The organism is Hymenobacter artigasi (assembly GCF_012275535.1).
In the GTDB taxonomy this organism is placed as follows: Bacteria; Bacteroidota; Bacteroidia; order Cytophagales; family Hymenobacteraceae; genus Hymenobacter; species Hymenobacter artigasi.
The window spans coordinates 79,659-93,049 of record NZ_JAAVTK010000008.1; the positions used below are offsets into that span (position 1 = coordinate 79,659).

General features: G+C 63.2%; 12 protein-coding genes. 4 read left to right on the forward strand and 8 right to left on the reverse strand.

Annotation, left to right across the window (positions count from 1 at the left end):
* The first annotated feature begins 128 nt into the window (after positions 1–128).
* Positions 129–1,124 (forward strand): fasciclin domain-containing protein, encoded by a 996-nt coding sequence (locus HBN54_RS13955; protein ID WP_168673832.1) that lies wholly within the window; start codon positions 129–131, stop codon positions 1,122–1,124.
* 84 nt (positions 1,125–1,208) lie between these two features.
* Positions 1,209–2,807, forward strand: a complete 1,599-nt coding sequence (locus tag HBN54_RS13960) for an alpha/beta hydrolase (RefSeq protein ID WP_168673833.1) — start codon at positions 1,209–1,211, stop codon at positions 2,805–2,807.
* 325 nt (positions 2,808–3,132) lie between these two features.
* On the opposite strand, the gene HBN54_RS13965 is transcribed toward HBN54_RS13960, so the two are convergent.
* From HBN54_RS13965 to HBN54_RS13985, 5 genes are all read right to left on the reverse strand, one after another.
* Positions 3,133–4,071, reverse strand: a complete 939-nt coding sequence (locus HBN54_RS13965; RefSeq protein WP_168673834.1) for a M90 family metallopeptidase — start codon at positions 4,069–4,071, stop codon at positions 3,133–3,135.
* A 36-nt stretch (positions 4,072–4,107) separates the two neighbouring features.
* Positions 4,108–5,463, reverse strand: a complete 1,356-nt coding sequence (locus HBN54_RS13970; RefSeq protein WP_168673835.1) for a gluconate 2-dehydrogenase subunit 3 family protein — start codon at positions 5,461–5,463, stop codon at positions 4,108–4,110.
* 21 nt (positions 5,464–5,484) lie between these two features.
* Positions 5,485–5,811, reverse strand: a complete 327-nt coding sequence (locus HBN54_RS13975; RefSeq protein ID WP_168673836.1) for a low molecular weight protein tyrosine phosphatase family protein — start codon at positions 5,809–5,811, stop codon at positions 5,485–5,487.
* 149 nt (positions 5,812–5,960) lie between these two features.
* Positions 5,961–7,412: a DEAD/DEAH box helicase gene (locus tag HBN54_RS13980; RefSeq protein ID WP_168673837.1), complete on the reverse strand. Its 1,452-nt coding sequence runs from the start codon at positions 7,410–7,412 to the stop codon at positions 5,961–5,963.
* 215 nt (positions 7,413–7,627) lie between these two features.
* Entirely contained in the window at positions 7,628–8,563 is a 936-nt protein-coding gene (locus HBN54_RS13985; RefSeq protein ID WP_168673838.1) for a YihY/virulence factor BrkB family protein, read from the reverse strand.
* A gap of 105 nt (positions 8,564–8,668) precedes the next feature.
* Between HBN54_RS13985 and HBN54_RS13990 the strand changes: the two genes are divergently transcribed.
* Both HBN54_RS13990 and HBN54_RS13995 read left to right on the forward strand, forming a co-directional pair.
* Positions 8,669–9,214, forward strand: coding sequence for a DUF2062 domain-containing protein (locus tag HBN54_RS13990; RefSeq protein ID WP_168673839.1), 546 nt, complete (start codon positions 8,669–8,671; stop codon positions 9,212–9,214).
* A gap of 12 nt (positions 9,215–9,226) precedes the next feature.
* Positions 9,227–10,609, forward strand: coding sequence for a DUF2254 domain-containing protein (locus HBN54_RS13995; protein WP_168673840.1), 1,383 nt, complete (start codon positions 9,227–9,229; stop codon positions 10,607–10,609).
* Positions 10,610–10,790: 181 nt separating this feature from the next.
* On the opposite strand, the gene HBN54_RS14000 is transcribed toward HBN54_RS13995, so the two are convergent.
* The 3 genes from HBN54_RS14000 to HBN54_RS14010 form a co-directional block, all read right to left on the reverse strand.
* On the reverse strand, positions 10,791–11,318 hold the full coding sequence (locus tag HBN54_RS14000) for an NADPH-dependent FMN reductase (protein WP_168673841.1): 528 nt from the start codon (positions 11,316–11,318) through the stop codon (positions 10,791–10,793).
* A 263-nt stretch (positions 11,319–11,581) separates the two neighbouring features.
* Positions 11,582–12,010, reverse strand: a complete 429-nt coding sequence (locus HBN54_RS14005) for a carboxypeptidase-like regulatory domain-containing protein (RefSeq protein ID WP_168673842.1) — start codon at positions 12,008–12,010, stop codon at positions 11,582–11,584.
* Positions 12,011–12,149: 139 nt separating this feature from the next.
* On the reverse strand, positions 12,150–13,376 hold the full coding sequence (locus HBN54_RS14010) for an MFS transporter (RefSeq protein WP_317170223.1): 1,227 nt from the start codon (positions 13,374–13,376) through the stop codon (positions 12,150–12,152).
* Between the last annotated feature and the right edge of the window lie 15 nt (positions 13,377–13,391).

Below are 13,391 nucleotides of genomic sequence, written 5' to 3' on the forward strand. Positions count from 1 at the left end.
GCAATCTACGGGTGTGTTTACTGGAACGGATTTACCTTAGCGCAATCCGATGGCTTTATGAAATCGTTTATATTCAGCGATTTGAGTTGAACGCACTTGTTAGCACGATAAAAACAATAATTTACCCGATGAAAAAATATTTCCCCATTAAAGCCGGTTTGCTGGCATTGGGCCTTTTAGCCATGAATGGCTGCGCCAAGAACAAAGAGGTTGAACCTACTATCACCAATATTGCCGTTACCAATCCCGATTTTCAGGAACTGGAAGATGCCGCTATTCGCGGCAACGTAGCCGTGCTACTCGGCAACAAAAACCCGAACGACCCGCAGGGCAACTACACGGTATTTGCCCCCACCAACGCTGCTTTCAGCCGCCTTGGCCTCAACACGGCCCAGGATTTGGAGGTCCTGCAGCAGTCTTTTTTGCAGAGCACGCTTTACTACCACGTCTATAGCGGGTCGCTGGCGGGCAGCGCGCTCACGGCGGGCAGCACCTCAGGTTCGGCGTTGGGCATCACCCGGCGTATCATTCGGCGGGCCGACGGCACGCTGTATGTGAACGGCTCCAAGATTCTGGGTACCGATGTGAAGGCGGCCAACGGCCTGATTCACCCCATTGACAAGGTGCTGCTGGCTACGGGTGTCGATATCCTTAATTCGGCGCTGGCCCTGCAAAGCAGCAAGGTTTTCGTGAAGCCGGAGCTGACTTTTCTCGTTGAAGCCGTGGTGTACTGCAACCTGCAAGGTGCCCTCACGGGGTCGCCCGGCAGCGCGCCGCTCACCGTATTTGCGCCCACCGACCAGGCGTTTAAAGACCTTGGCGTGCTGCTGGGCGTACCCCTGAATCAGCCCAGCGACATCCGCAAGCTGCCCGTGGCTACCGTGACGGCGGTGCTGCTCAACCACGTAGTTGGGGGTGCGCAGGGCGGGAAATTCACGCCCGAATTACCCGAAAACACTTCGGTGGCCTCGGCCGGTGGCGCACCGGTGGTACTGGGAGGCTTCCAGAGCGGTGTGCTTACCGTGAAAGGGGCCAGCAATACCGTGCCCGCCAACATGGTGATTCCGGACGTGCAGTGCACCAACGGCGTGGTCCACGTGATTGACCGCGTGCTGCTGCCATAAGCGGCTAGCAAGCATATTTTTATTGCTCGTGCCGGATGCCCAACTACCGCAGCCAATGCGGCCATGAGGTTGCCTTAAATTGATATGATACGGAAGCTGCTCCGCAACGCGGGAAAGGTGGTAATAGGCGTGGGGCTGTGGCCGGCGGTAGTGCTGGGGCAAGCCAGCGCGCCTATCCGTCCCGACTCGGCGGCTCAGCATTCCGCAGCGCCAGTGGCCAGTATGCCCAGCGTGGCCGGCGTTTGGAAGGGGCCGCTGTCAATTCCCGGCGGGACGCTACCCGTTCAAATCAGCATCATTCAGCCGGGGGCCAATAAGCTGATTGCCACCCTCGACCTGCCCGCCAAGCGCCTGAACAAGGTGCCGGCCTCGCTCACGCTGCGGGGCGATACACTCATTTTTTACGCCGCTACCGTGGACTGCCGCTTTGTGTGCACTCAGGCGGGCGAGGCGGGGCAGGAGTTGCGCGGCGTGTGGTCGCAGCCCGGGCTGCGCGTGCCGCTGGTGCTGCAGCGCGCCGACCCCAACGGTGCCGGCACGGTGGCCGTGGAAAAAACCGCAGCCGTGAAGGCGACTACCTACCACATTGAAGCCGTGCGCCTGACCAGCCAGCCGGGCAACGTGGCGCTGGCCGGTACCCTCAGTATTCCGGACGGGGCCGGGCCGTTTCCGGCCGCCATGCTGCTCTCCGATATGGGCAGCCAGGACCGCGACTCGCGCCAGGGCAGCTACCGCTTCTTTGCCGATATCGCCGCCACGCTGGCCCGCCAGGGCATTGCCGTGCTGCGCCTCGATGACCGGGGCGTGGGCGAGTCGAGTGGCAACGGCCCGCTGGCCACCACCGCCGACCTGATGCGCGATGCGCAGGCGGGCCTCAGCTACCTGCGCATCCGGCCGAGCATCGACCCGGCGCGCACCGGCCTCATCGGCCACGGCGAGGGGGGCAACGTGGCCCTGCTGGCGGCGGCCCAGCCCGTGCCGCCTGGCTTTGTAGTGACGCTGGCGGCATCTGGCCTGGTGGGGCTCGACCTGCTGGCCAGCCAGGCCGAACCGCTGAGCGCCGCCGACACGGCCCGCACTGGCCAGGCCCGCCGTCAGGCCTGGGCCGAGGTGCTGGCCAAAGCCGCCAAGCTGCGGACCAGTGGCTCCAACTCGGCGCAGGTCGAAACCTACGTGGCCCAGCAGCGCCTCAAAATCAAAAGCGAAGAGCGCAAGCAGACGGAAGCAACCCTCAAATTTCGACGGACTATGCTGGAAATTGTGCGCCAAACGGCCAGCAACGACCAGGCGCAGGCCATTGTGGTAAACATGCTGCGCCAGCGCTACCCCGACCAGGACCCCGCCCTGGCCCGCGCCCGCGCCACCGACCTGCTCACGCCCTGGTACCGCTATTACCTAAAATTCGACCCCCAGCCCAGCCTTGCCGATGTGCAGTGCCCCGTACTGTTGCTCAACGGCACCGACGATGCGGAGGTGAATGCCGCTACCAACCTGACCGCCCTCGAAAAAGGCCTTAAAGGGAATAAGCGCGTCAGCGCCCGCCGGCTGCCGGGCCTCAACCACTGGTTTCAAACCCCCGCCGCCGAGCGCATTGCCGCCGCCGATGGCACGGTGGAGCCCGTGGTTGCCCCGGTGCTGCTAACTGCGGTGCGCGACTGGGTATTGCAGCAGGGAAGCCGTTAGCGGGAGGTCAGGATAAACCAAAACAGTCCGTCATGTTGAGCGCAGTCGACGCATGACATTGCGTAAGCAGTCAGTCATAAGTAATCGGTAGTCAGATAGGAATCAATTGACTGATTTTTAGATAGCTGAAATCTGATTACGGACTACTTAGAGCGGTTTTGAGGTTCTTGTACACGTAGCGCGAACTTTGTAGTTCGCGTCCCCGCTCCATCAGAGCAGTTCGAACGGCGCGGGGACGCGAACTACAAAGTTCGCGCTACTGCCTGCTGGCCTCATAAGCTGTACCCAAACCCGATAACTGCTCTATTACTGACTACCTACTTAATTATACCGCCTGTACCGCCAGGTGGCAGTCCTTGTACTTCCGGCCGCTGCCGCAGGGGCAGGGCGTGTTGCGGCCGAATTTGCGGCGGCTGCGCAAGGTTTTTATCCACTCGCGCGGGTCAGTGGCGAAGCGGAGGAAGCGCTGTTTGGGCTTCTGGCGGAAGGCCTGGGTGAGCAGCTGGTACAGCTCGGGGTGGTGCTCCTGTAGCTTCTCGGGCTTCTCAAAGAAGTATTCGGTGACGACGGCGAAGAACTCGGCCTCGTTGGTGGCGGCGTAGGGGTTGATTTCTGATTTGCCGGCCTGAATGGCCGCGATTTCGCGCTGCACCACGGCCGCCCACTGGGGCAGCAAATCGGGGGGCATGGCGACTTTGGGCAGGCCGTCAATCACGCCGTCGGCCTCATCGAGCAGGTGCGCAAATTCGTGGATGCCCACGTTCTGGCGGTCCACCGCGTCGCGGAAGCCTTGTTCGAGCGATGCTTTGGAGAGGCGCATGTAGTGCTGGTTCTGGAAGCCCTGCACCGAGCCGAGCAGCGTGCCCTGCAAGGTTTTAATTTCCTTGGTTGGGTCGTTTTGCAGCTGCCAGGCATCGGGCACGATGAGGACTTCGCTCAGGTTGCGGTACTCCCAATCGGAAAACCCAAACACAGGGATGAGGGCCGAGGCAGCCACCAGCAGGCGCGTGTTGTCATCCACTTCCGTTTGCACGCCGGTAATGCGCGTGCGGGCCAGAAAAACCTGCGTTTGCTTTTCAAACCGGACTTTTTCGGCATCCGTCAGGGCCACGTAGAAGGCCACCTGCTCGAATAGCATCTGCCGCCAGGCGGCCGGAAATTCCTGGGCCAGCGCGGCCGTGCGGAGGCGCGCGTCGGCGGTGGCGTATTGGTAAAACGCGTACAGAATGGCCACCAATACGGCCAGAGAAATGAGGTAGGGCATGGCCCGTTAGTACGGCCCGGCGCCGGCCGGGTTCACTTAGCGGGCGGCTGATGGGCGCACAGCGTCCGGGTTGCGGCCCAGTTGGTAGGTGACCATCAGCCGGGCGCTCCATGCCGAGCCCAGGAATAGGCTCTCTACGGCATTATTTTTATCGCGAAAATCGTAGCTCCGCTGAGCATCTACAGTCAACGTCAGGCGATTGACCCGCCATCCCAGGGTCAGTGCGGGAAGAAGAGTTTGGGCTGTAAATCCCACTCGGGTGTTAAAAGCAGGCGCGGCAGGTGCTGTTTCGGTGGGATTGCCGCTGCTGCCAGTGGTGATGGTGGAAAACGCCGGATTGAAAATACTGTTCAGCTCGTAGCTGACACCAAGTACCAATTGCTGATTGTGCTTAAGCGAACTATACTTACGTAGGCCAATGCGCGCTGAACCCAGCCAGGCCGAATAGTCAGCATACGCAAATTCGTAAGCCTTAACGCCTCCCACCGTGATTCCGGAGCGGTAGCTATACAGTCCTTGGCGGCTGCGAAAGGTGCTCAGACTGAGCTCCCCGTAGATTGAAGTTGTGCGGCCGGGAAGAAACATCTCGGCAAACAGTTCGGCCGTGGGACGGGGGCGCTGGTCGAGTACTTCATAGCCGTCCATGTCCCGGGGCGAAGCCACCCGGTTGTAGCGCATCCCCAGCAGAATACCGCCTTGTACTGATACCCGGCGTCGCACCTTAGACTGGACCAGCCAGCTACGCCCCGGCTGCTGGCTGGGAGCACAGCCGGTATTATAGGCCTGCACCACCACCGCTATGCCGGGCGCAGTGAATGGGGCCTTAGCAGCGGCTGCCTGGGCCGCCGGGCAATCCCCGAAATATACTCCCAACGTGTTTTGGTAATTGTTGCCATCGGTGATGGCCTGGGTGCCGGCTACCGTTTCACGCAGGTATTTCTGCTCGCTCAGGTCCAGAAAAGGCTGGCCGTGCCGACGAACGAGGTAGTGGATGATGCCATTCAGTTCAACCCGCAGCATCTCGGCCGCGCCTTCGAGCAGCACGTCGGCCAGCAGGGAATCTGTGTGCACATCAATAGTGTAGCCACGTGGCAGCCGGTCCAGCTGAACTTCGGCCGCGTGATTAACCGGCAGGGCTTCGTAGCGGAAATAGCGCCCGTTGGTAAAGAGGACAGCCCTCAGTTGCCGGGGCTTCAACACCTGCACCAAACTGCCGGGCGTGGCCCGGAAACGAATAACAGCGGGGGGCTCTTTCCAAAAGCTGTTCTCGATTTCACCGCGTAGCGTATCACCGTTGGCGCGCACCAGCAGGCCCGGCTCAAAGGCCTGGGCCTGGGTTTGGAAAGTATAGGATAGCGCGAAGGCCAGCAGGAGTAAAAGTCGTTGCAGCATAAAGGGTAGTTGATGCGGCTGCTAAAGTAGTGGCAAATGCGTCGCCAGCTTATCCCGCAGCAGGGCAATCAACGTGCTGTCGCCAAACGGGTATTTATCCGGAATGCGCAGCGTAACCACGGTTTTGCCGGGCAGCTCCGACGCAAACTTTTCGCGCAGGCGGTCGGCGTGGCGGCGCTCCATAACGAAGATGATTTCGGCCCAGCCCAGGTGGCCGGCCGTGACGCGCACCCGCGCCCCCGGCTCGGTGCCGGCCGAGCGGGCCTCGTAGTGCGGGTGGTCGTCAAAAAGACGCTCGGCAGTGAGGCTGCGCCACTTGTTCTGGCTGCAGATGAAAAGTATTTTCAAACGGTGGGGGATAACTAAAAGGACGTCATGCCGAGCGTAGCCGAGGCATCTCGCATGCAGCAGTAATTCTTTCGCCTAACGATTGATTTACTGCTGCATGCGAGATGCCTCGGCTACGCTCGGCATGACGTCCTAATTAAATGGTGGTGCTACCGAATCAGCGCCACCTTCACCTTCTTGCCTTTCACTTTGGCTCCCTGCATCCTCGCCAGCACTTCCTCGGCCAGCGCCTCGGGCACGGCCACGAAGCTGTGGTGGTCGAATACTTCGATGCGGCCCACAGCGTCGCGCTCCAGGCCGCCCACGCTCACGAAGGCCCCGGCGAGGTCGCCCCGGCTGATTTTCTCGCTCTTGCCGGCCGATACGTGCAGCGTAACGGTGCTGGGGCGCGGGGCTTTGGGAGCGGCAGCGGGCAGCACCGGCGGGCGCAGGCCGGCCCACTGCACGGTGCTGGCGGCGGGCCAGTTTTTAATTTTTTCCTGCTCGAAGGGCGTCACGATGAGGTGGGCGGTACCTACGGCTCCGGCGCGGGCGGTGCGGCCGGCGCGGTGCTGGAAGGTGTCGGTTTCGTGGGGCGGGTCGAACTGCACCACGGTGTCGAGCTCGTTCACATCGAGGCCGCGAGCGGCTACGTCGGTGGCTACCAGCACGGTAGCCGAGCCGTTGCGCAGCTTCATCATGGACTTGTCGCGCTCGGGCTGGAGCATTTTGCCGTGCAGGGCCTCGGCGGCCAGGCCCCGGCCGCGCAGGAAGCGGGTGAGCTCCTCCACTCGGTCGCGGGTGTTGGCAAACACCAGCGAGCGCCCGGCGGTGGGCTGGGTGATGAGGTGAAAGAGGGCGGCAGGCTTCTGGTCGGCGGCGCTCACGACGTGGCCGCGCAGCACCAGGCTTTCGGGCAGGGTAGTGGCGTTGGAGCCGCCCACGTTCATCACCCGAGGGCGGGTGAGGTACTCGCGCACTAGGTTCAGCACCTTATCAGGCATGGTGGCCGAGAACAGCAGCGTTTGGCGGCGCTGCGGCAGGCGGCTGATGATGGTGGCCATTTCTTCCTGAAAACCCAGTTCCAGCAGCTTGTCGGCCTCGTCCAGCACCAGCACTTTCAGGCGGTTGGGCACAATGGTGCGGCGCTCCAGGTGGTCGAGCATGCGGCCGGGCGTGGCCACAACTACGTGGGGCATCTGCTGCAGGCCTTTTACTTCTTCGCGCATGGCGTGGCCGCCGTAGTAGCCGGCCACGCGCAGGTTGGGCATGTGTTTGCCGAGGCTGCGCAGGGCGTCGCGCACCTGCATCACCAGCTCGCGGGCGGGCACCAGCACCAGAGCCTGCATGGTGGCCGAAGTCACATCCACCTGCTGCAGCACGGCCAGGCCGTAGGCAGCGGTTTTGCCCGAGCCGGTGGGGGCCTGGCCGGCCACGTCCTGCCCTTCGAGGGCGGGGGCCAGCACCAGCTGTTGCACGGGGGTGGGCTGGGTGAAATTCAGCTCGGCCACACCGGCCAGCAGGGCGGGGGAGAGGCCGAAATCGGCGAATTGGAGGTCGGGCTTGGGCGTGGGCTGGGCCGGCGAAGCGCCGGCAGCGGCGGAGGTATCAGGAGTTTGCACGGGACAAAGGTACGGCTTGCGGCAGGTAGGGCATTGCTGACGAAACGCTGACGCGCGTCAGCGACGCGTGCCGACTGGGTTCGAGCCTGTGGCTCGGGGGCGAACGACTCGCAATTGTGCTGTTCTGCTGACGCTATACCCGAGCCACAGGCTCGCCACTAGTCGGCACGCGTCGCAGACGCGCGCCAGCGTTTCCCGCCGCCTGTCGCCGCCCGTTACTCCTCCACATTCACCAGCCGGTACCGCACGGCCGATTTCTTGGGCCGGATATCGAGCCCGATGCGGTGCGCGTAGGCCTTCGTAAATGCTGCCCCAAAATAAAATATCATGGCGCAGTAAAACACGAACAGCAGCACCAGCACCAGGCTGGAGGCGGGGCCGTATACCGGCCCCAAATCGCGGGCTACCAGCAGCTGGCCCAGCACCACTTCGCCCAGGCTGATGAGCAGGGCCGTGAGCGCCGCCCCGCGCGTGACGGCCCGCCACGGCACCTTGGCCAAACTCAGGGTGCGGAAGGTGACGCCGAACCAAGCCGCCAGAATGAGCCAGGCAATCAAGGAATTCAGCCCGCGCACAATGAAATAAGTGAAGGTGGTATCGAAGTCGCGGATGCTTTCGGCGAATAAGCTCAGGGCAGCATCGGTGCCGAATGCCAGCAGCGTGAGCGCCGCCGTGGCCAGCAGCACGCCGCCCGAGCGCACCCGCTCGCGCACGGCCTGCAGGACTTTGCCCGTGCCCCGCTTGGGCCGGATTTGCCAGAGCTGATTGAGCGAATGCTGGATGACGGTGAACAGCGTGGTGGCCACAAATAGCAGAAACGCGAAGCCCAGCCACGTTACCAGCCGGCTGCGCATGGGGTCGGCCACGTTCATCACAATCTGCGATACCAGCCCGGCCGCCGGGGCCCCCACCAGGTTGCTCACCTTGCCCAGCAGCATCACCCGCACGATGGACGAGGGGTAGAGCGAGCTCAGCAGCTGCACCAGAATGATGAGGATGGGCGGCAGGGCAAACGAGGTGAAAAACGCCGTGGCCGCGCCCAGCCGCAGCGGGTCGTTCTGGCCCAGCTCGCGGGCGGCGCGGTGCAGCAGAATGGGCAGCTCGCGCCACCACGGACCCGGCAACTCGACCGGGGAATCTAACTTTGTCATAAATACCCGTGGGGCAACATTGCGGGCCACCGCCGTATGAGGAAAGCCCCCGACGAAGGTACGGGCTGCCGTGCGGCCCGGCTTTCGGCCCCGTTATATTTCTGTATGTCGCCTTCCGAAACCCAATTGCCGCCAGTAGTCCCACCGCGTTCCTGGCTGCGCCGCCGCGTGCTCGACCCCTTGCTGGACCTGCTCAAGGCCGGCCTCTCGCCCCAGCAGCTGGCCCTCACCGTGGGGCTGGGCGTGGCCATTGGGCTGGTGCCTGCCTTCGGCATCACCACCGTGCTGAGCGCCGCCGTGGCCCTGCGCCTGCGCCTCAACGTGGCCGCCATGCAGCTGGCCACGCACCTGATGACGTTTTTTCAGCTGGCGCTGTTTATTCCGTTTCTGCGCGCCGGGGCCGTTATCATGGGCCAGGGCGATAAAGTGGCGAACCTCACGGTAGCCAGCCTGCGCCAGCTCATCGCCCTCGAAGGCTGGGCCGCGGTGGGCAAGCTCCTGTGGCGGGCCGAGCTGGGCGCGCTGCTGCTGTGGGCTGGGGCCATGGTGCCACTGGTAGCAGTGCTGTATTTCACACTTCGGGTGGTATTTCGGCGGGTACTGGTGCGGCAGGCGGCCACGCTGGATAGCGAAGCGGAGGTAAAAGCCTAAATAACCTGCCCTATGTCTCGTTTTACTGGCCCATCCCTTACGTTTTACCTGCGGCAGGCGTGGCAGCCGCTGCGTGAGTCGCTCTGGTTCGTGCCCGCCCTGATGGTGCTGGCCTCATTCGGGCTGGCCTATAGCGTAGTGCAGTTTGACCAGGCCAGCAGCGTGCAGGGCCTGCGGCGGCTGCCGCTGCTGTTTGGCATTGATGCGGGCGGGGCCAGCGGGATGCTGTCGGCCATTGCGGGCTCTATGCTGACGGTGGCCGCCCTCACGTTTTCGCTGCTGCTGGCGGCGCTGGCGCAGGTCAGTAACCAATATTCGCCCCGGGCGCTGCGCAACTTCATGCGCGACCGGGTGAACCAAGTGGTGCTGGGCTATTTCGTGAGCGTGTTTACTTACTGCCTAGTGGTGTTGGGCACTATTCGCTCGGTGGTGGGCGGCCACCAGGTGGGTTTGCCACAGTTTGTGCCCACCACGGCCGTGCTGGTGGGCCTGGTACTGGCCCTGGGCGGCGTGGGCGCGCTGGTGTATTTCGTGCACCACGTAGCCGAGGCCCTGCAAACCGGCACCCTGCTGCGTAACATCGCGCTCGAAACCGAGGCGGAGATTGAGGTGCTTTTCCCGGACCGCATTGGCCAGCCCGTGCCCGAGGCCGAGCAGGCGGCGGCCCAGGCCTTCGTGGCCCGGCACGGCTGGCACGCGGTGCCGTCCGACACGGCCGGCTACCTCCAGCGCATCGATGCCGACGGCCTCCTGCGCTGGGCGCAACGGCACCGCACCGTGGTCCGCATCAATGTGCCGGTGGGTGGCTTTGTGGGCGAGGGCCAGCCGCTGTTTGGCGTGCGGGCCGGGATGGAGCGCGCCGCCGCTCCCGACGCCGACGAGACTCCCGCCGACTGGCCCGACGACCTGATGCGCTACGTGGGCATTGGCCGGCACCGCAATCCGGCGCAGGATGTGGCCTTTGGACTCCAGCAATTGGTCGATGTTGCGCTCAAAGCCCTCTCGCCGGCCGTGAACGACACTACCACGGCCATCATGGCCATCGATTACCTGGGCGAGCTGGGCGGCCGGCTGGCCCGCCGCGACTTCCCCAGCCCCCTGCGCTCCGACGGCCAGCACCTGCGCGTATTGGTGAAAGTGCCCGATTTCGACGATTACATCCGCCTGGCCTTCGATTTGATTCGTGCTAATGCCCTGAACAATCCGGCCGTGCTGCGCCGAATGCTGTGCGCCCTGGCCCTCATCGGCGGCCAGACTACCCTGCCCGAGCGCCGGCACATTCTGCGCGAGCAGGCCGGCCTACTCCTGGCCGGTGCCGTGGCCACCCTGCCCTACGCCTACGAGCGCCAACAAGTGGAGGCGACCCATGCGGAACTGAGTGCCGCCTGGCAATGATGGGGTGCGGGTTGCCAGGGAGCTATGCAGCAATAAGTAAGCGACTGGTTGGCGCAAGCGCCGGTCTGACCGCCCTAGACGGTCTGACCGGTTGAAGCACCAGCGATTTCGGTTTAACGACAACCGGTCAGACCGCCTAGGGCGGTCAGACCGGAGCATACGGTTATTGTCGTACGACTACTTAAGACGCCAGCAGTGCCACTGCCTGCTCGCGCAGCAGCTGGCGCGACAGGTCGTGGTTGAGGCCGTGCTCGGCGTTCAAATCCTGATTGATGAAGGGCAGGCGCACGCGCTGGGGCAATACCGTGGTGCCGAGATACATCAGCACGTCGGTGAGGTGGGCCATGGCCAGCAGGCCGCCTTGGCCGCCGCTGCTCAGGCCCACCAATACTGCCTTTTTGCCCTGAAGGCCGCTGGGGTAAGTGAGGCCGTCGATAAACGCCTTCAGCACGCCGGGAAACGAGGCGTTGTACTCGGGCACGATGATGACCACCTTTGCGCTGGCATCGAGCATGGCGGCCAGGCGGTTGAACTCCGGGTGCGTGCCGGCGTTGGCATACAGCGCCGTGGCAACGAAATCGGCCGGCAGCTCGGCCAGGTCCAGAATCTGGCTTTCGTCCCCCAGTTCCGTGAGCAGGTTGCGGTAGTAGTCGGCAATGCGGCGGGCGCGCGAATGGGGCCGGTTGGTGCCCGCGAGAATGGTAATCAAAACAAGAATGGGCTAACTAACAATGGAAACCGTGTTGCTAACCGGTTGGGATGGCTGCTGGTTACGGCCAATTGGATAATAGTATCACTTTGCCGGAAATAGCCTCGGCAAAGCAACCTGCTGACGCGAAAAGAAAGGGGTGCCCAACGCAGGACGGTGCGGCTACCATAGCTGCCTGAGCGGCTACCCGGTTCGGGCAATAGGTTCGGGGCAATAGAGTGGGGCTCTGAAATAAAACAGGCTCTTTTCCGGCCCGCCCCAGGCTAACGCACCTTGCCGTTGCCGGGGAGCTTTTTGTTGCGGCCTTTGGGTTTGGCGTAGGGGCTGGCCAGTGGGGTCAGGGTGATGTCGAGCGGCTGGCAGTTGGTCAGGGGCAGCTCCAGGCTGCTGTAGCCCAGGGCGTTGATTTCCATAATGGTATTGCGGGCAATGGGCTGCTTCGATGTGATGATGTAGTGCCCCTCGGCGTTGGTGCTGAACGCATCGGGGCTGAGGCCCTGCCCGGGATGCCGCAGCATGATGGTGGCCCCCGTGAGCGGGTACGCAAACGGGTCGGTTACCCGGCCGGTCAGCACCCGGCAATCCAGCTCATCGGCCTGCGGTGATGGCTTAGCCGCTGCCGGCTGCTGGGCTCGCACGGTGGTAGCAGTCAATAGCAAAGCCAGCTTAATCGCAACGGAAAAGTGCCTCATGAGAGCGGTAATTAGCAGTAATGAAACCAGTTCACCCCAAACGCCCGCAGGAAGCGGAGAGTGCCAGGCCGGAATCAGGAAATCAGCTAAAAGTGAAAAAACAATAATTCCCTGATATGGCAATATAGCAACCCGTGCCTTACCCGCGTTTCCGGCCTTCGCTATCCGTAGCCGCCAGCACGGCTACTGCCCCCAGGCACAGCGCAAACCATGCCCACGGCAGCCGCAAATCCAGCACCGATAAGCCCCCGAATACCAGCGCCGTGCCGAAGCTGGCCAGGGATTGAAAAGCCTGGTTCAACCCGAAGATTTCGCCCCGGTCGGCCTCGGTGGTGTGGCGGGCCAGGCGGCCTTCCAGCAAGCCCTGAATGAGCGAAAGCGTGAAGCAGTCCAGCGTGACGAGCACATACAGCGCCAGCTTGGAGGTGCCCATCAGGCCGTAGCCGGCCAGTACCGGGGCGCCCAGCGCGGCCAGCCACACAATGGCCCGGCGCTGGTTAATGCGGTCGGCAAAATAGGTGTAGAATACGTAATTCAGCCCCACGCTCAGCGCCCCGAAGTACATGAAGAAGTAGGAAATTTGCCGCGCATCGAGGTGCAGCGGCCCCAGACTGGCGAAGGGTACAAAGTAGAAATAATAGCCCGTGCTGAGCGTAAGCGCTACCTGCGTGAGCACGATGCGCCGCACGCCAGGGTTCTGCCCGTTCTTTTCGCGCAGCCGTGCCCAGAGCGTGAGCGGGTTGATGGCGAGGCTCAGCTCGGCCCGTAGCTCGGCCCCGCGCACGCCCCCGCGTCCGGCGTGCGTTTCGGGCAGCCACACGCTCAGCAGCACGTTGAGGGCGGCCAGCGCCACGGCCAGGCGCACCACGTAGGTGGCCTGCTGGCCTGGCGGCACCGCCAGAAACGTCAGCATCAGCCCCGCCGCCATGGGCCCCAGCACAAAGCCCAGCGAGATAATTGCGCCTTCGATGCCAAGGTTGCGAAACAGCCGCTCGGGCGGGGAAATATCGGTAATGGCCGAGCGCACCGTGGCGTACATGCCGTTGGTGAGGCCGTCGGAAACCCGGTTTGCGAAGTACAGCCCCGCCCGCACCGGCAGTAGCAACATATTAGCCAGCAGCGTGCCTACCGCCGAAAGAATGAAAATGGACCGCCGCCCGTAGCCGTCGCCCAGCCGCCCCAGCAGCGGAGCCGAAAACAGCTGCACCCCCAGGAAAATGCCCGTGCCCACGCTCAGCCACAGCTGCGGCTGGGGCAGGCCCCGTACAAACTCCGGCAGCACCGGCCCCACCGCCGCCCCCACAATCACATCAACAAGAATAATGGCGTAGAGAAGCGGCAGGCGACGGTCGGAGGGCAGGGGCACGCGACAAAGTAACGG

What these genes read in the sequence shown, in the direction of transcription:
- HBN54_RS14005 (WP_168673842.1), bottom strand. Translation starts at nt 12,010, where the DNA reads ATGAGGCACTTTTCCGTTGCGATTAAGCTGGCTTTGCTATTGACTGCT.
- HBN54_RS13985 (WP_168673838.1), bottom strand. Translation starts at nt 8,563, where the DNA reads ATGACAAAGTTAGATTCCCCGGTCGAGTTGCCGGGTCCGTGGTGGCGC.
- HBN54_RS13995 (WP_168673840.1), top strand. Translation starts at nt 9,227, where the DNA reads ATGTCTCGTTTTACTGGCCCATCCCTTACGTTTTACCTGCGGCAGGCG.
- HBN54_RS13960 (WP_168673833.1), top strand. Translation starts at nt 1,209, where the DNA reads ATGATACGGAAGCTGCTCCGCAACGCGGGAAAGGTGGTAATAGGCGTG.
- HBN54_RS13955 (WP_168673832.1), top strand. Translation starts at nt 129, where the DNA reads ATGAAAAAATATTTCCCCATTAAAGCCGGTTTGCTGGCATTGGGCCTT.
- HBN54_RS13965 (WP_168673834.1), bottom strand. Translation starts at nt 4,071, where the DNA reads ATGCCCTACCTCATTTCTCTGGCCGTATTGGTGGCCATTCTGTACGCG.
- HBN54_RS13990 (WP_168673839.1), top strand. Translation starts at nt 8,669, where the DNA reads ATGTCGCCTTCCGAAACCCAATTGCCGCCAGTAGTCCCACCGCGTTCC.
- HBN54_RS13970 (WP_168673835.1), bottom strand. Translation starts at nt 5,463, where the DNA reads ATGCTGCAACGACTTTTACTCCTGCTGGCCTTCGCGCTATCCTATACT.